Annotated in this window: 18 protein-coding genes and 1 tRNA gene; 10 read left to right on the top strand and 9 right to left on the bottom strand. The window is 29.7% G+C overall.

Features of this window, described 5'->3' with window-relative positions; all coding sequences use genetic code 11:
- Window positions 1–34 precede the first annotated feature (34 nt).
- The 6 genes from nadE to rpsD are packed head-to-tail and all read left to right on the top strand — an operon-like array spanning window position 35 to window position 6,005.
- Window positions 35–772 carry an NAD(+) synthase gene (gene nadE / locus B9N70_RS03475; protein ID WP_085114417.1) on the top strand — a complete coding sequence of 246 codons (738 nt, stop codon included), beginning with the start codon at window positions 35–37 and terminating at the stop codon, window positions 770–772.
- Window positions 773–817: 45 nt separating this feature from the next.
- The gene (gene cysS, locus B9N70_RS03470) at window positions 818–2,167 is read left to right on the top strand and encodes a cysteine--tRNA ligase (protein WP_085114416.1); all 1,350 of its coding nucleotides are present in this window, start codon (window positions 818–820) and stop codon (window positions 2,165–2,167) included.
- Window positions 2,164–3,765, top strand: coding sequence for a citramalate synthase (gene cimA / locus B9N70_RS03465; protein ID WP_085115122.1), 1,602 nt, complete (start codon window positions 2,164–2,166; stop codon window positions 3,763–3,765). Before cysS ends, cimA begins: the two co-directional genes overlap by 4 nt.
- 2 nt (window positions 3,766–3,767) lie before the next feature.
- The gene (locus B9N70_RS03460) at window positions 3,768–4,631 is read left to right on the top strand and encodes an urea carboxylase-associated family protein (RefSeq protein WP_085114415.1); all 864 of its coding nucleotides are present in this window, start codon (window positions 3,768–3,770) and stop codon (window positions 4,629–4,631) included.
- A 2-nt stretch (window positions 4,632–4,633) separates the two neighbouring features.
- Window positions 4,634–5,347, top strand: a complete 714-nt coding sequence (locus tag B9N70_RS03455) for an RNA methyltransferase (RefSeq protein ID WP_085114414.1) — start codon at window positions 4,634–4,636, stop codon at window positions 5,345–5,347.
- 40 nt (window positions 5,348–5,387) lie between these two features.
- Complete coding sequence (gene rpsD / locus B9N70_RS03450) at window positions 5,388–6,005, top strand: 30S ribosomal protein S4 (RefSeq protein ID WP_085114413.1); 618 nt, start codon at window positions 5,388–5,390, stop codon at window positions 6,003–6,005.
- 2 nt (window positions 6,006–6,007) lie between these two features.
- Here rpsD and grxD read toward each other — a convergent pair whose 3' ends face one another.
- The 9 genes from grxD to sfsA are packed head-to-tail and all read right to left on the bottom strand — an operon-like array spanning window position 6,008 to window position 13,229.
- On the bottom strand, window positions 6,008–6,340 hold the full coding sequence (grxD, locus tag B9N70_RS03445) for a Grx4 family monothiol glutaredoxin (protein ID WP_085114411.1): 333 nt from the start codon (window positions 6,338–6,340) through the stop codon (window positions 6,008–6,010).
- On the bottom strand, window positions 6,340–6,570 hold the full coding sequence (locus B9N70_RS03440) for a BolA/IbaG family iron-sulfur metabolism protein (RefSeq protein ID WP_085114409.1): 231 nt from the start codon (window positions 6,568–6,570) through the stop codon (window positions 6,340–6,342). Before B9N70_RS03440 ends, grxD begins: the two co-directional genes overlap by 1 nt.
- A gap of 1 nt (window position 6,571) precedes the next feature.
- The gene (gene purL / locus B9N70_RS03435; protein WP_085114408.1) at window positions 6,572–8,764 is read right to left on the bottom strand and encodes a phosphoribosylformylglycinamidine synthase subunit PurL; all 2,193 of its coding nucleotides are present in this window, start codon (window positions 8,762–8,764) and stop codon (window positions 6,572–6,574) included.
- Window positions 8,761–9,444 (bottom strand): phosphoribosylformylglycinamidine synthase I, encoded by a 684-nt coding sequence (gene purQ, locus B9N70_RS03430; protein WP_085114407.1) that lies wholly within the window; start codon window positions 9,442–9,444, stop codon window positions 8,761–8,763. Before purQ ends, purL begins: the two co-directional genes overlap by 4 nt.
- Window positions 9,445–9,447: 3 nt before the next feature.
- On the bottom strand, window positions 9,448–9,690 hold the full coding sequence (purS, locus tag B9N70_RS03425) for a phosphoribosylformylglycinamidine synthase subunit PurS (protein WP_085114406.1): 243 nt from the start codon (window positions 9,688–9,690) through the stop codon (window positions 9,448–9,450).
- Entirely contained in the window at window positions 9,687–10,472 is a 786-nt protein-coding gene (purC, locus tag B9N70_RS03420) for a phosphoribosylaminoimidazolesuccinocarboxamide synthase (protein WP_085114405.1), read from the bottom strand. The genes purS and purC overlap by 4 nt, the downstream gene beginning before the upstream one ends.
- Window positions 10,472–11,764 (bottom strand): adenylosuccinate lyase, encoded by a 1,293-nt coding sequence (gene purB, locus B9N70_RS03415; RefSeq protein ID WP_085114404.1) that lies wholly within the window; start codon window positions 11,762–11,764, stop codon window positions 10,472–10,474. The genes purC and purB overlap by 1 nt, the downstream gene beginning before the upstream one ends.
- Window positions 11,765–11,767: 3 nt before the next feature.
- A complete protein-coding gene (map, locus tag B9N70_RS03410) occupies window positions 11,768–12,538 on the bottom strand; it encodes a type I methionyl aminopeptidase (RefSeq protein ID WP_085114402.1) in 771 nt (256 codons plus the stop codon).
- A complete protein-coding gene (gene sfsA / locus B9N70_RS03405) occupies window positions 12,531–13,229 on the bottom strand; it encodes a DNA/RNA nuclease SfsA (protein WP_085114400.1) in 699 nt (232 codons plus the stop codon). Before sfsA ends, map begins: the two co-directional genes overlap by 8 nt.
- A gap of 20 nt (window positions 13,230–13,249) precedes the next feature.
- On the opposite strand from sfsA, the gene B9N70_RS03400 reads away from it, so the two are divergent.
- The 4 genes from B9N70_RS03400 to B9N70_RS03385 all read left to right on the top strand — a co-directional run bounded on the left by B9N70_RS03400 (window position 13,250) and on the right by B9N70_RS03385 (window position 15,257).
- Complete coding sequence (locus B9N70_RS03400) at window positions 13,250–13,999, top strand: competence/damage-inducible protein A (RefSeq protein WP_085114399.1); 750 nt, start codon at window positions 13,250–13,252, stop codon at window positions 13,997–13,999.
- 42 nt (window positions 14,000–14,041) lie between these two features.
- Window positions 14,042–14,407 carry a gamma-glutamylcyclotransferase family protein gene (locus B9N70_RS03395; RefSeq protein WP_231909428.1) on the top strand — a complete coding sequence of 122 codons (366 nt, stop codon included), beginning with the start codon at window positions 14,042–14,044 and terminating at the stop codon, window positions 14,405–14,407.
- A tRNA-Leu gene (locus B9N70_RS03390) sits at window positions 14,395–14,480 on the top strand. Before B9N70_RS03395 ends, B9N70_RS03390 begins: the two co-directional genes overlap by 13 nt.
- Before the next feature lie 6 nt (window positions 14,481–14,486).
- Window positions 14,487–15,257: an NAD kinase gene (locus B9N70_RS03385; protein WP_085114395.1), complete on the top strand. Its 771-nt coding sequence runs from the start codon at window positions 14,487–14,489 to the stop codon at window positions 15,255–15,257.
- Window position 15,258 lies beyond the last annotated feature (1 nt).

Below are 15,258 nucleotides of genomic sequence, written 5' to 3'. Positions count from 1 at the left end.
TATTGTAAGCTAAGTATTAATAATATTTTTAACAATGAAACCCTCAGAAAAAATAATATTTATTTCAAATTGGATTAAAAATTATGTTGAGAGCATGCCCTCAAAAGCTCAGTCTCTTGTAATTGGAATCTCAGGAGGAATAGACTCTTCTGTTTCAAGTACTCTTAGTGCAATGACAGGTATTAAAACTATTGTATTATCAATGCCAATTAGACAAAAATCAAATCAACACGATTTAAGCTTAAAGCACCAAGATTGGTTGGTTAAAAAATTTAAAAATGTTGAAGCACACACCATTAATTTAGATGATTTGTTTAAATCTTTTACTTCCAGTCTATCCAAATTTGATAGTGAGCACGGAATGGCAAATTCCAGAGCAAGATTAAGAATGACAACTCTTTATCAAGTAGCTGCTGCTAATAAAGGAATAGTTGTTGGTACAGGTAATAAGGTTGAAGATTTTGGTGTTGGATTTTATACAAAATATGGTGATGGTGGAGTAGATATATCTCCAATTGCAGATTGCAATAAAACAGAAGTATGGGAACTTGGTAAAGAACTTGGAATACTTAAAGAGATTATAGAGGCCGCCCCAACAGATGGATTATGGGACGATGCAAGAACTGATGAAGGTCAGTTAGGATTAAAATATGAAGAGTTAGAAGAAGCCATGGAAAATCCTAATTCAGTAAATAGAGAACAATACGAGAGTATTAGAAAACAAAATTTACATAAAATGGAGCCAATTCCAGTTTGCAAAATTCCAAATTAATCAAATAGATTCACAAATCTATCAATTAGGTATATTTCTAAAATTATGAGTAATGATATTTTTTTAACTAATAATCTAAACAACAAAAAAGAAAAATTTGTTCCAATTGATGAAAAAAATGTAGGGATGTATGTTTGTGGCCCTACAGTTTATGACGATCCACACATTGGTAATGCAAGACCTTTAGTTATTTTTGATATTTTATTTAAAATACTTAAAAATAAATATTCATCAGTCACTTATGTTAGAAACATTACAGACGTAGATGACAAGATTATTAAATCTTCTGAGGAAAAAAAAATATCTATTTCAGATTTAACACAAAATATTATTAAAAGTTTTAGTGATGATTGTAAGTTTTTAAACTGTGAAAATCCCACAGAACAACCCAAAGCAACTGAACATATTAATTTAATGATAGAGATGGTTTCTGAATTAATTAAGAAAGGTTATGCCTATGAAAATAAAAACCATGTTTATTTTGAAGTTAAAAAGTTTGATGATTATGGCAAATTATCAAATAAAAAATTGGATGAATTAATTGCTGGGTCAAGAATTGAAGTAAGTGAAAATAAAAAAAACCCAGAAGATTTTGTATTATGGAAACCTTCTTTAGAAAATGAGCCATCTTGGGACTCTCCTTGGGGTAAAGGTAGACCTGGTTGGCACCTAGAATGCTCTGCAATGTCTAAGAATTTTTTAGGAAATGAATTTGATATACATGGTGGAGGTATTGATTTAATTTTTCCACATCACGAAAATGAAATAGCACAATCAAGGTGTGCAAATGACACTAAGGTTTTTGCTAACTATTGGTTACATAATGCTTTTATTACCATGTCGAATGAAAAAATGGCAAAATCTCAAGGAAATATTTTAAAGATAAAAGATTTTAAAGGAAAAATTAGTGGACAAGTTTTAAGGTTAGCTTTGATTAGCACTCATTATAAGCAACCGTTAGATTGGAATGATAAATTATTAAATGATTGTCAAAATACGATTGATAAGTGGTATAATGTTTATTTACCGTCAAACAAAAAATTAACTGATGAAATCGTTCAACCTTTGTATGACGATATAAATACCCCAGGATATATTGCTAATTTACATAAACTTTATGACAAGGCTTACAAAGGAAATGATGAAGATAAACAAATTTTTAATTCAGCATGTAATTTTATTGGTTTACTTCATGAGACTAAAGAAGAATGGCTAGATTTTAAAAAAATAAAAGTAGAAATTTCAGATGTAGAAATTGAAAAAAAAATAGAGCTTAGAAACAAAGCTAGAGCAGAAAAAAATTATAAAGAAGCAGACAATATTCGCGACTACCTTTTAGACAAAGGTGTTTTAATAGAAGATAAAGATGGTAAAACTTCTTGGAAATTAAAATGAGTAAAGAACAACTATATATATTTGATACAACACTTAGAGATGGAGCCCAAACCCAAGGTGTGGACTTTTCTATTGATGATAAACAAAAAATAGCAAACTCACTTGATATTTTAGGTGTAGATTACATTGAGGGAGGTTGGCCTGGTGCTAATCCCACAGATACTGAATTTTTTAATAAAGATCATGGTTTTAAAAATGCAAAACTTACGGCTTTTGGGATTACCAAAAAATCAGAACACAGTGCTGAAAATGATCCAATGTTAGCATCATTAATTAACTCAAAAAGTTCTTCCATTTGCTTATTTGGTAAATCCTGGGATTTTCAAGTTGATGTTGCTTTAGGTATTACTAATGAACAAAATCTTACTAACATCGGTGAAAGTGCAAAGTATATTGTTAAATCGGGTAAAGAATTTATGTTTGATGCAGAGCATTTTTTCGATGGATACAAGTCTAATCCTGAATATGCATTAGCATGCATAAAATCAGCTTATGATAATGGCGCAAGATGGATTGTTTTATGTGATACAAATGGCGGAACACTTCCCCATGAAGTTGGAAGTATTATTTCTGAAGTTTCAAAACATATACCAGGAGATAATTTAGGCATACATGCGCATAATGATACTGATAACGCAGTTGCAAATAGTTTGGCTGCTGTACAAGCTGGTGTACGTCAAGTTCAAGGAACTATTAATGGTTTAGGTGAAAGATGTGGAAACGCTAGTCTCACATCTCTTATACCAACTTTTTTTTTAAAAAAAGATTATTCTGAAAATTATAAACTAAATATTAAACCTGAAAATTTAAAAAGAATAACTCAATGCTCAAGGTTATTAGATGAATTATTAAATAGAAAACCAAATAAACATTTACCTTATGTGGGTGCATCAGCTTTTTCACATAAAGGTGGTATGCACGTTTCTGCTGTACAAAAAAATCCTAAAACATATGAGCATATTGAACCAGCGGAAGTTGGTAACTCAAGAAATATTGTTGTGTCAGATCAATCAGGTCAATCAAATATTATTTCAAGATTAAATTCAATAGGTATTAAAATTGAAAAAAATGATCCAAAAATTAAAAAACTTTTAGACGAAGTTAAAGATAGAGAGTTTATTGGTTATAGTTATGATGGTGCGGACGCTTCATTTGAGTTACTTGCAAGACGTTTAATGGGAAAGATACCAAGGTATATTTCAATTAACGAATATGATGTTTCAGTTAAAAAAAATATCTCAGGAGAAATAATTTCTTTTGCAAAAGCTCAATTAGAAGTAGATGGTCAAAAAATAATATGTGAAGGTGAGGGTAACGGGCCAGTTCATGCTCTTGATAATGCAATTAGAAAAAATGTAAATAAACTTGAAAAATATTCTACTTACTTAAAAGATTTAAAATTAGTTGATTACAAAGTAAGAATTTTAAACACAGGTACAGAAGCAGTCACAAGAGTAAGCATTGAAAGCACTGATGCGAAAGGAGTCAATTGGTTTACCATTGGGGTATCACCAAATATTATTGATGCTTCATTTAAAGCATTGGTAGACAGTCTAGATTACAAGTTATTCAAAGATAATGCACCCGCAAGTAATTAAGTATGAAAATTAAAAAATTTTCAAAAAAACCTAATGATATCAATGATAGAATAGGAGCAAAGCCTATTGTTTGTTACCCTAATAGTAATATAGAGGAAAAAAATTTAGATATTCTTCATAAAGCTAGAAAAAACCTTGTTAAAAAAAGTGAAATTTTAATTCCACCTAGAGACGCAAAAACTTTTGAAGTTAAAGAAGGAGAATTTTTTAGGATTGAAAGTTTTGAGGGTCCTCAGGTTGGAGATTTAAATTTATTTAATTTAAATAATTTAGATGAAAAATTTTATTCTGGTAAAACTAGAGCACTTTATGGGACACATCTATCGGTTGGTGATAAAATGTTCAGTAGCTTTCCATATTTGAGGTCGTTAGCAACTATTACTTGGGATACACTAGACTGGTATGATTACGATGAAGACGGAGGCTCGGTTCACGATGTAATTGGAACAAGATGTGATCCCTATACCTCTAAATTGTTATCAGGCAATGATTATCATTATTGTTGTCACTCAAACCTAACCAGAGCTTTAGTTAAAGAAAAAAATCTGAATATTGATGAAGCTGAAAAAATTGTTCATGATGTATTAAATGTTTTTATGTTAACTGGATTTACAAATGATACTAAACAATACTTTATGAAGGCAAGTCCAGTTAGACCTGGTGATTATTTAGAATTCTATGCTGAAACAGATATCTTAGGAGCTCTTTCAGCTTGTCCTGGGGGAGATTGTGGTTCAGAACATTCATCAGATACTGCAAAATGCTATCCACTAAAAGTTAGTATTTGGACAGTTGATCAAGAATATTTAAAAGATTTTAAAGGATCAAATATTTCAAATTATAATAGAGATCATGGCATAAAATAATTATGTCGAATAATAATATTTCTTTTATCTTACATAAACCCCAACTTTCAGAAAATATTGGTGCTTGTGCTAGGGCTATGAAAAATTTTGATTTTCAAAAGATGATTGTTGTTGATCCTAAACCAATTTTTCCAAATGACAAAATTTTAGCAACCTCGGTTGGGGCTAAAGATGTTATAAATAAAAGTAAAACTTTTAAAGATTTAAAATCTGCTCTTAAAAATATCGATATTGTTATTGCAACATCAGCAAGATTTAGAAATAAAAATATTAAACATATTCAATTAGAAGATCTAAAAAAAATAGACTTTAAAAAAAAAGTTGCTTTTCTTTTTGGTTCAGAGGCATCAGGATTATCAAATAATGAAATAAGTTATTGTAATTATACTTTACAAATACCAACAAACCCTAAATTCAAATCATTAAATTTATCTCATAGTCTAATAATTATTGCTTATTATGCTTCAAGCATTCTTAAATCTAAAACTTTAAAGTTTTTAAAATCAGACAAAGTTAAAACAGCTACAAAACGAGAAATTTTACTAATGGCTGATTTATGCATAAAAAATTTAGATGAATTTAATTTTTTTAAACCAAAAGAAAAGAAGCCAATTATGCTAGAGAACTTAAGAAATATTTTTTATAGAATGGAATTATCATCTAAAGAAACCCGCATTTTATCTGGAGTATTTGCTAGTTTAGGAAAAAAACGTTGATTGACAATCTTATGAGTAAGTTTATAAACCCCATATTCAAATGACAAAAAGATTAAACTCTAAACATAAAGTAGATAGAAGACTTAAAGTCAATTTATGGGGAAGACCAAAAAGCCCTTTTAACACAAGAGCATATGGACCTGGTCAACATGGTCAAACAAGATCTTCAAAACCATCTGATTATGGAATTCAATTACAAGCTAAGCAAAAATTAAAAGCTTATTACGGTAATATTAACGAAAGACAGTTTAGAAATATTTATAAAAAAGCTACTATGCTTAAGGGAAACACAAGTGAAAATTTAATTGGTCTATTAGAGAGAAGACTTGATGCAATTATTTACCGAGCAAAGTTTGCAACTACAATTTTTTCTGCAAGACAATTAATTAACCATGGCCACGTAAAAGTGAATGGTAAAAAAGTTAATATAGCCTCTTATTCAGTTAAAGAGGAAGACACTATTGAAATAAGAGATAAATCTAAGCAACTTGCAATCATAGATATCGCTTTAGCAAATAAAGAGAGAGAAATTCCTGAATACATTCAAATGGATGAAAAAAATAAGAAATTAAAGTTTGTTAGAGTACCAAAATTTGAAGAAGTTCCTTATCCGATCGTGATGGAACCTAGCTTAGTAATCGAATATTATTCAAGATAGTTTTATTTTTTAAAACTAACACCTTTATCCTCAAGAACCTTTTTAAGTTCACCATTTTCGTACATTTCTTTTACTATATCGCAACCACCAACAAATTCTTTTTTGATATATAGCTGTGGGATAGTAGGCCAGTCACTGAAAGTTTTAATACCTTCTCTTAGATTTTGATTTTCAAGAACATTTATTCCTTTAAAATTAACTTCTAGAATTTTTAGCATATTTGAAACAGCCATAGAAAACCCACATTGCGGAGCATCAGGTGTTCCTTTCATAAACAAACATACTTCGTTTGTGTCAATGTGATTTTGAATTAAATTTTTTGTATTTTCATCCATTATTGTTCCTTTGTTTTAATTGCTAGTGCGTGAAGTTCATTTCCCATCTTACCTTTTAGTGAATTGTATACCATTTTATGTTGTTCAATTTTACTTTTACCGGAAAATTGAGCAGAGGTTACAGTTGCTGAGTAGTGATTTCCATCTCCAGCTAGATCTTGAATTTCAACAGTCGCATCACTTAAAGCCTCTTTTATTAAACTCTCAATTTCTTTTAAATCCATTGCCATTTTAATTATCCATATAGTTATTCAACCAACTTGTATTAGATGATTTTAACTCGTCAATTGTAATTTTTGACTTTTCATTAATATAAAGTTGATCTTCATTTATTACCCCTAACTCATCATAATGAACTGCATTTTTATCAAGTATTATAGTTACTTTTTTCAAATCTTTTTTGGTTACTTCAATTAAGTAACGACCTTGATCTTCTGAAAAGAAATACTCAATATCACTGATAAGATATTTTGGTTTTTTAAGATCAATTCCTTTATTACCTTTTATGCACATTTTACTAATTGCAGTTATAATTCCACCAAGAGAAACATCATGAGCACTCTTAATTAAACCAGCATCAATTAATTTTAAAACCGTTTCTCCATTATTCTTTTCATTAAAAAGATTAACTTCAGGGGGAGGACCATTTTTTTCATCTAAAATATTTCTTGCAAACACACTTTGATCAATATGACCTTCAGTTTTTCCAATAACCAAAACAATATTATCTACTTCTTTTAGGTCCATTGTAATCATTTTTTGATAGTCTTTAATTAATCCTACACCACCAATTGAAGGGGTGGGTTTAATACCCACATCTTTTGTTTGGTTGTAGAAAGACACGTTTCCTGAAACCACTGGAAATTTTAAGTATTCACTAGCCTCACCAATTCCCTGAACACATTCAACAAACTCACCCATATTTTCTTCATTTTCAGGACTTCCAAAATTTAAACAATTTGTAATAGCAATAGGTTTTGCACCCACAGAAATTAGATTTCTAAAACTTTCACAAACAACTTGTTTTCCACCTGTTGGTGGGTGAGCCCAACAATAAACCGCAGACGAGTCTACAGACGCAGCTACAGCTTTATTTGTGCCATGCACTCTTACCACACCTGAGTCTCCACCTGGTTTTTGAATAGTATCTCCCATAACAGTATGATCGTATTGTTGCCAAATCCATTCTTTGCTACAAATATTTGGATTAGATAAAATTTTCTTAAGTACTTCAATTACTTTTAAATTATTTATATCTTCTTTTTCAACTTTAATTTTTTTTGGAGGTTTAGCTTTTTTCCATTTACGATCATACATAGGTGAGTTTTCAACTAATGTATTTACAGGAATATCTGCGACCTTTTCATTATCAAAAAAAAGTTCAATTTTTTTAGATTTAGTTGTTTTTCCAATTACAGCAAAATCTAGATCCCATTTATCAAATATTTTTTTTGCAGCATCCTCTTTGCCATTTTCAAGAACAATTAACATTCTTTCCTGACTTTCAGACAACATAATCTCGTACGGAGTCATATTAGCTTCTCGTGTGGGCACCTTATTTAAATTAATTTCTATTCCCAAATTTCCCTTTGAAGCCATTTCAATACTTGATGAAGTTAGACCAGCTGCACCCATGTCTTGAATTGCAATAATTGAATCTCCAGCCATTAACTCTAGACAAGCCTCAAGTAGTAATTTTTCTGTAAAAGGATCTCCAACTTGAACAGTTGGTTTTTTTTCCTCAATTTTTTCATCAAAGCTGGCTGAGGCCATACTTGCTCCATGAATGCCATCACGACCAGTTTTAGAACCCACATAGATTACTGGCTTATTTAATCCAGCAGCTTTTGAGTAAAATATTTTATCTTTTTTAACTAAACCCAAAGTCATTGCATTTACCAAAATATTACCGTTGTAAGAGCTGTCAAAACTTGTTTGACCAGCAATAGTTGGAATACCCATACAATTGCCGTAGCCACCAATTCCATGAACAACACCTCTTAATAAATTTTTTGTCTTTTTATGTTGAGGGGAACCAAAATGAATTGAATTTAAATTAGCAATAGGTCTTGCACCCATTGTAAACACATCTCTCATTATTCCACCAACGCCAGTAGCTGCACCTTGATAAGGTTCAATAAATGATGGATGATTATGACTTTCTATTTTAAATACAATTGCATCGTCATCTCCAATATCAACCACACCAGCATTTTCACCAGGACCTTGAATTACCTGTTTTCCCTTAGTTGGAAGTTTTTTAAGGTGCAATCTTGAAGATTTATAAGAGCAATGTTCATTCCACATTGCAGAAAATATTCCAAGTTCTGTAATATTAGGAGTTCTATCTAAAAGCTCGCATATCTTTTTATATTCATCTTTTTTAAGACCGTGGTCTATAGCCACTTGTTCGTTTACAATCATTTAATATTATTAAGAAGGTTATTAAAAAAAAGTGACCCATCTTCTCCAGATAAGTACTTATCAATCATTCTTTCAGGGTGGGGCATCATCCCTAAAACATTTTTTTCTTTATTAAAAATACCCGCAATATTTTCAATTGAACCGTTTGGATTAAATTGTTCATCAATTTCTCCATTTTTACTACAATAATTAATTGCTATTTGTTCATTATCTTTAATTTCTTTTAATTGATCATTAGTACAAAAGTAATTGCCCTCGTTATGAGCTATATGTAGTTCCAAAACCTCATTATCAATATTTTTAAAATAAGTATTATGTTTGTTGTTAATTTTGACAAAAATATTTTTACAAATAAATTCTAGATATTTATTTCTTAACAACATCCCTGGAACTAAACCTGTTTCAACTAAAATTTGAAAACCATTACATATACCCATCACCATTCCCCCAGAATTTGCAAAATTGATTACGGATTGCATAATTTTGGATTTAGAGGCCATACTTCCACATCTTAAATAATCGCCATACGAAAAACCGCCAGGAAGAACTACCAAATCACTTTTTGGTAATTCAACATCATTGTGCCAAACCATTTTATTTTTGAAACCAAATTTTTTTAAAGCAACGTCCATATCTCTGTCACAATTTGAACCAGGAAATGTAATGACAGATGATTTCATTAATTATTGAGCGTCAATAATTTTATAATTTTCAATGACAAGATTTGCTAAAAGTTTTTTACACATTTCTTCTACTTGATCTTGAGCTTTTTTTGGATCAGTTTCTTTTGTATCGATTTCAAAATATTTTCCTTGTCTAACTTCATTAATATTTTCAAATCCCATACCATTTAAAGTTTGATGAATAACTTTTCCTTGTGGATCAAGTACATCCTTTTTAAGTGTGATGATTACTGAAATTTTCATTTACGTTTTCTTTTCACTGAAGACAATTTTGTAATATTTACTGCTGAAACATTAGACTGCTCATGAAGTATACCAAGTCTTTTAGCTACTTCAGTATAAGCTGGAATGAGATCACCTAAATCTTTTCTAAATCTATCTTTATCAAGTTTTTTGTCAGTAATGCTATCCCATAATCTGCATGTATCAGGGCTTATTTCATCAGCCAATATTATTTCTGATTTTCCATTAGATTTATATCTTCCAAATTCTAATTTAAAATCGATTAGTTTAATTCCAACACCTCTAAACATTCCGATCATAAAGTCGTTAATTCTTAAAATCATTTTTTTAACTTTTTCTATTTCTTTTTTTGAAGCCCAATCAAAAGCATAGATATGTTCTTCAGCTATTAATGGATCTCCTAATTTGTCATCCTTTAAACAATATTCAATTAGAGGTTCTTTTAAAACTGTACCATCTTCAATTCCTAGTCTTTTTGTAATAGAGCCAGTTGCAATATTTCTTACAACAAACTCGATTGGAATTATTTCTACCAATTTTATAATTTGCTCTCTCATATTAAGTCTTTTAACTAGATGATTTTTAATCCCTATTTGAGATAAATTGGAAAGGATATGTTCTGAAATTCTATTGTTTAAAACACCCTTACCTTCAATAATGCTTTTTTTTTGATTATTGAAAGCGGTTGCATCATCTTTGAAATATTGAATAACTAAATTTTTATCAGTTGTAGCATAAATAATTTTAGCTTTTCCCTCGTAAAGTTTTTTACCTTTTTTCATTATTTAAATACTCTTCTAAAAATTAAATTAACGTTTTTGAAATGCTTATTATAGCTAAAAATTTCTTTTAATCTTTTTGTAGTAATTTTACTCATAATAAATTTATCGTCTGATACTACATCAAATAAATTTAAGTTATCAGCAAAACATTTTTTTGCATATGTTTGAACCATTTTGTATGATTTCTCTCTACTTAGACCAGATTTAGTGAGTTCTAGCATTAATTCTTGTGAAAAAATTAATCCTTTTGTTAAATTTAAATTTTCTAACATTTTTTTTGGGTAAACAATCATATTATCAAGTATGTTTGTTAATCTTACTAATGCAAAATCAATTGTAATATTTGCATCTGGACCAATGTTTCTTTCAACACTTGAATGTGAAATATCTCTTTCATGCCATAAGGCAATATTTTCCAAGGCAGGCACTACAGCACTTCTAACCATTCTTGCTAGTCCAGTTAAATTTTCACTTAAAATTGGATTTTTTTTGTGTGGCATTGCTGAGGAACCTTTTTGATTTTTTGAAAAGAATTCTTGCAACTCATATACCTCAGTTCTTTGTAAATGCCTGATCTCAGTTGCAACTCTTTCAATTGAACCTGCAATAATTCCTAAAACGGAAAAATAAAATGCATGCCTGTCTCTTGGAATAACTTGTGTTGATATAGGCTCTACTTTTAATCCTAATTTTCTTGCAACATGATTTTCAACATTTGGGCTAATATTTGCAAATGTTCCAACAGCACCTGAAATGGCGCAAGTTGAAACTTCATTTATAGCATCAACAAGTCTTTTACGGTTCCTTTTGAATTCTTCGTAAAACGAAGCCAATTTTAATCCAAATGTTACAGGTTCAGCATGAATGCCATGACTTCTCCCCATGCAAGGAGTTAGCTTATATTTTTTAGCCTGTTTTTTTAAAACTTTTAAAATTTGATCTATATCTTTAAGGATTATTTTACCAGATTGGACCATTTGAATATTAAAACTCGTATCCAATACATCTGAAGAGGTCATTCCTTGATGTAAATATCTAGCTTTAATACCAGCTTTTTCAGTGACTGAAGTTAAAAAAGCTATAACGTCGTGTTTTACCTCAGCTTCAATTTGATGAATTCTTTTTACATTTATTCGAGCTTTTTTTCTTACTATTGAGGCTACACCCTTAGGAATTTGATTTAGTTTTTCCATAGCCTCAGCTGCAGCGACTTCAACATCTAACCAAATTTGGTATTTATTTTCTTCCGACCAAATGTCAGTGAGTTTTTTTCGAGAATATCTTTTTATCATTAATTATAAGTATGGAGGCTTAGAAAAACCTTTAGCAGATTCTGTGAATATTTCATAACCATTTTCAGTAATTCCCAATGTATGTTCAAATTGTACTGATAAAGATTTATCTTTTGTAACTGCTGTCCATCCATCATTTAACATTTTAACAGGAAATTTTCCTGCATTAATCATTGGCTCGATTGTAAAAGTCATTCCTGGTCTTAATTCCATTCCACTATTTTTACTACCATAGTGAAGTATATTTGGTGGTTCATGAAATGTTGTGCTGATACCATGACCACAAAAATCCCTTACAACTGAAAAACCTTTTTCTTCAACAAATGATTGTATTTCATAACCAATATCTCCAAGTCTTATCCCGGGTTTCAAAATTTTTATTGCCCTCATCATAGACTCATAAGTTGTATCAATTAGATTATTTAATTTTACCGAAGTATTGCCTATAGAAAACATTCTGCTTGTATCTCCATAATGCTCATCAACAATAGCTGTTACATCTACATTAATCGCATCACCATCTCTTAAAATTCTATCAGAAGGAATTCCATGACAAACAACATGATTTAGAGATGTGCATAAAGATTTTGTAAACCCTCTATAATAAAGTGGAGCAGAATATCCTCCGTGGTCTCTTATAAATTCATACCCAAGTTTATCAATGTAATCTGTTGAGATACCTTCCTTAATATTAGCGGTAAGCATATCCAAAGTTTGTGCCGCTAGTTTTCCAGCAACTCTCATTTTTTCAAATTTTTCTTTATAATCAGACATCAATAATTTTTAGTTTTTTATCTATATAAATTTTTTTAGAGCTTATATTACATCTATAAGCAAGGAAGTTAACACCAGCTTTTTTAGCTAGCAAATAGTTATTGTAATAATTGATATCAATATCCTTAGCTATTTTAAATTCTTCCATATTTTGAATTTGAACTAAGAATAATAAATAAGCCTTAAATCCTTTTTTTATAGCATCGATTAGTGTTAATAAATGTTTTGAACCACGCTCTGTTACAGCATCGGGAAATTCAGCAGTTTTTTTATCTCTAAATAGAGTAACATTTTTAACTTCTAGAAAGCTTTTTTGTTTATTCTTTTCTATAAGAAAATCAAATCTAGTTTCTTTATTAAAAAATACCTCAGGCTTAATTAAATCACTACCTTTAAGTTCTTTTATTAGATTATTTTTCAAAGCATGGTGTGTTATTTTATTTGCAATATGAGTATTAACACCAACTAAGTTTTTTCTTGTTTTTATGATTTCTAATCCATATTTTAGTTTTCTTTTGGGATCATTGTTAGGAAGCAAATAAACTTCGTTACCTTCATCTAATAAGCCATACATTGAACCAGTATTTGGACAATGTGCAGTAACAATCTGATTATCTATTTTTATGTCTGTAAAAAAACGTTTATATCGTTTGATTAGTTTGCCTTTTACTAGAGGCTTGGAAAATTCCATCTATAGATTATACATTTTATGTGAATAAAAACATAAAAGTTAATGCCGCAATTTTAATTATTGGGAATGAAATTCTTTCGGGAAGAACTCAAGATACTAATACTTCAACACTAGCTATTTGGTTAAATTCTATTGGTGTAAGTGTCGGGGAAGTTAGGGTAATTCCTGATAATGAAAAAATAATTATAGATACCGTAAACTTGTTAAGAAAAAATTATAATTACGTTTTTACAACAGGTGGAATAGGGCCCACTCATGACGACATAACTGCACAATCTATTTCAAAAGCATTTGATCTTAAATATGAAATTCATAAAGAAGCTTTTAAAATTTTAGAAGCATATTACAAACCGGGTGAATTTAATGAAGGGAGACAAAAAATGACTTGGATGCCAAGCAATGCAAATTTAATTTTAAACCCCACAAGTGGTGCTCCAGGTTTTAATGTTGAAAATGTTTTTTGCTTACCAGGAGTTCCTTCAATTTTAAAATCTATGTTGGGAGGATTAAAAAATAAAATTGTCGGTGGAGAGCCAATTAAAAGTCTCACAATAAATTTAAGAACAGTTGAAAGTGAAATAGCAGAGTCGTTAACAAAAGTTCAAGATGACAATAATGAAGTTGAAATTGGCAGTTATCCTTTTTTTCAAGCGGGTAAATTAGGAGTTTCAATTGTAGTAAGATCTGAAGATCAATCTAAAATTGATCAATGTAATTCACAAATTTTAAAATTTGTTAAAGAAAAAAAAATAGAAATTGTTGAACGATAAATGCTTTATTTTGCATACGGAAGTAATCTCAATCATTTTCAAATGAAAAAAAGATGTAAAGATAGTGTATTTTTAAAAAAGATAAATTTAAAAGATTTTAAATTAACATTTAGAAGCAAATACAGAGCCGCTGATATTGAATATAAAAAAGGTTCTTTAGTACCAGGCGGTATGTTTGAAATTTCAAAAAGTGATGAAAAAAAACTTGATGTCTATGAGGATTATCCAATTCTATATAAAAAATATTATTTTAATTATCAAAATAAACAAATCATGACTTACACAATGGTTAAAAAAACTTCTTTCATGTATCCAACTGAAAGATATTTAAATGTTATCAAAAAAGGATATAAGGATTGCAATCTAGAGAAAAAATACCTAAAAAAAGCTTTAATGCCCTCGTGGTGAAATTGGTAGACACAAAGGACTTAAAATCCTTGCCGCTTGCGGAGTGCCAGTTCGAGTCTGGCCGAGGGCACCACTTGTAATGAATAAAGTTCAAATTATTTCAGATAAAAATAAAAAATCTCAAAAAATTAAATTACAAATATTAAAACTAATAGAAAAAGCTAAGTATAAAAATTTAAATATCATTATAGTTGTTGGTGGTGATGGTTTTATGCTTCAAACATTAAAGAAAAATATAGATAACAATAAATACTTTTATGGTGTGAATTCTGGAAATTATGGTTTCTTAATGAATAAATTTACACCAAAAAATTTTATTAAAAATTTATCAAACTCAAGAATGATTTCAATTTCTCCTTTAGAAATGACTGTAAAATCAAATTCAAAAATTAATAAAAAGTTTTTAGCAATTAATGAGGTATCGATATTAAGACAAAGTAGACAAGCAGCATCACTAGCTATTCAACATGGTTCAAGATCAATTATAAAAAATTTAGTTTCAGATGGTGTTTTAGTTTCAACACCTGCAGGAAGTACTGCTTACAACTTGTCAGTTCATGGCCCTATATTAAGTCTTAATTCTAAAAAATTATCTATTGCACCCATAAGTCCTTTCAGACCAAGAAGATGGAAGGGCAAGGTTGTTAGTAATAAATCAAAAATAACAATAAAAAATTTAAATCATATAAAGCGACCAATTAGTGCAGTAGCTGATAGTATAGAAGTCAGGAATGCAAAAAATATTATTATTAAAACTAATCAAAAAATTAAATTTAACTTACTTTACGATCAAAGTCGTAGCCTTCAGAAGAAAATCAAAATTGAACAGCTGAGAAAAGAAACAACCTAAG

Source organism: Candidatus Pelagibacter sp. HIMB1321 (assembly GCF_900177485.1).
Taxonomy (GTDB): domain Bacteria; phylum Pseudomonadota; class Alphaproteobacteria; order Pelagibacterales; family Pelagibacteraceae; genus Pelagibacter.
This window is presented reverse-complemented; position numbering and strand designations above follow the sequence as displayed.

Excerpts from the sequence above, each read along its gene's own strand:
- nadE (WP_085114417.1), top strand. The coding sequence starts at position 35 with ATGAAACCCTCAGAAAAAATAATATTTATTTCAAATTGGATTAAAAAT.
- cysS (WP_085114416.1), top strand. The coding sequence starts at position 818 with ATGAGTAATGATATTTTTTTAACTAATAATCTAAACAACAAAAAAGAA.
- cimA (WP_085115122.1), top strand. The coding sequence starts at position 2,164 with ATGAGTAAAGAACAACTATATATATTTGATACAACACTTAGAGATGGA.
- B9N70_RS03460 (WP_085114415.1), top strand. The coding sequence starts at position 3,768 with ATGAAAATTAAAAAATTTTCAAAAAAACCTAATGATATCAATGATAGA.
- B9N70_RS03455 (WP_085114414.1), top strand. The coding sequence starts at position 4,634 with ATGTCGAATAATAATATTTCTTTTATCTTACATAAACCCCAACTTTCA.
- rpsD (WP_085114413.1), top strand. The coding sequence starts at position 5,388 with ATGACAAAAAGATTAAACTCTAAACATAAAGTAGATAGAAGACTTAAA.
- grxD (WP_085114411.1), bottom strand. The coding sequence starts at position 6,340 with ATGGATGAAAATACAAAAAATTTAATTCAAAATCACATTGACACAAAC.
- B9N70_RS03440 (WP_085114409.1), bottom strand. The coding sequence starts at position 6,570 with ATGGCAATGGATTTAAAAGAAATTGAGAGTTTAATAAAAGAGGCTTTA.
- purL (WP_085114408.1), bottom strand. The coding sequence starts at position 8,764 with ATGATTGTAAACGAACAAGTGGCTATAGACCACGGTCTTAAAAAAGAT.
- purQ (WP_085114407.1), bottom strand. The coding sequence starts at position 9,444 with ATGAAATCATCTGTCATTACATTTCCTGGTTCAAATTGTGACAGAGAT.
- purS (WP_085114406.1), bottom strand. The coding sequence starts at position 9,690 with ATGAAAATTTCAGTAATCATCACACTTAAAAAGGATGTACTTGATCCA.
- purC (WP_085114405.1), bottom strand. The coding sequence starts at position 10,472 with ATGAAAAAAGGTAAAAAACTTTACGAGGGAAAAGCTAAAATTATTTAT.
- purB (WP_085114404.1), bottom strand. The coding sequence starts at position 11,764 with ATGATAAAAAGATATTCTCGAAAAAAACTCACTGACATTTGGTCGGAA.
- map (WP_085114402.1), bottom strand. The coding sequence starts at position 12,538 with ATGTCTGATTATAAAGAAAAATTTGAAAAAATGAGAGTTGCTGGAAAA.
- sfsA (WP_085114400.1), bottom strand. The coding sequence starts at position 13,229 with ATGGAATTTTCCAAGCCTCTAGTAAAAGGCAAACTAATCAAACGATAT.
- B9N70_RS03395 (WP_231909428.1), top strand. The coding sequence starts at position 14,042 with ATGAAAAAAAGATGTAAAGATAGTGTATTTTTAAAAAAGATAAATTTA.
- B9N70_RS03385 (WP_085114395.1), top strand. The coding sequence starts at position 14,487 with ATGAATAAAGTTCAAATTATTTCAGATAAAAATAAAAAATCTCAAAAA.